Raw genomic sequence first — 206 nt, 5'->3', positions numbered from 1 at the left:
CCATATTCAAGTTTTAAACTTCCATAAGGCTTTATACTCGTTCTTTCACTCGTCCTGAACTCTTTGCTTATCTCATTCTTTAATGCCGCTCCATATGTGTAATATGACGATTTTGCCTCAAATATCTCATCCACTACAAGGAACTTTCTATGCATATCGCTTCTCGATACATAACCTTCTCCCGATATCGTCCAGTTTAAACTGTT

The 206-nt window shown here is 37.4% G+C and carries 1 protein-coding gene; it reads right to left on the bottom strand.

What is annotated here, in order from left to right; all coding sequences use genetic code 11:
• A partial coding sequence (locus tag EII29_RS11900; protein ID WP_125237640.1) for an autotransporter domain-containing protein occupies positions 1–206 on the bottom strand: 206 nt, incomplete at both ends.

It is taken from the genome of Leptotrichia sp. OH3620_COT-345, assembly GCF_003932895.1.
In the GTDB taxonomy this organism is placed as follows: domain Bacteria; phylum Fusobacteriota; class Fusobacteriia; order Fusobacteriales; family Leptotrichiaceae; genus Pseudoleptotrichia.
The sequence above is the reverse complement of the archived record's forward strand: the minus strand, read 5'-3'. Positions and strand labels throughout refer to the sequence as shown.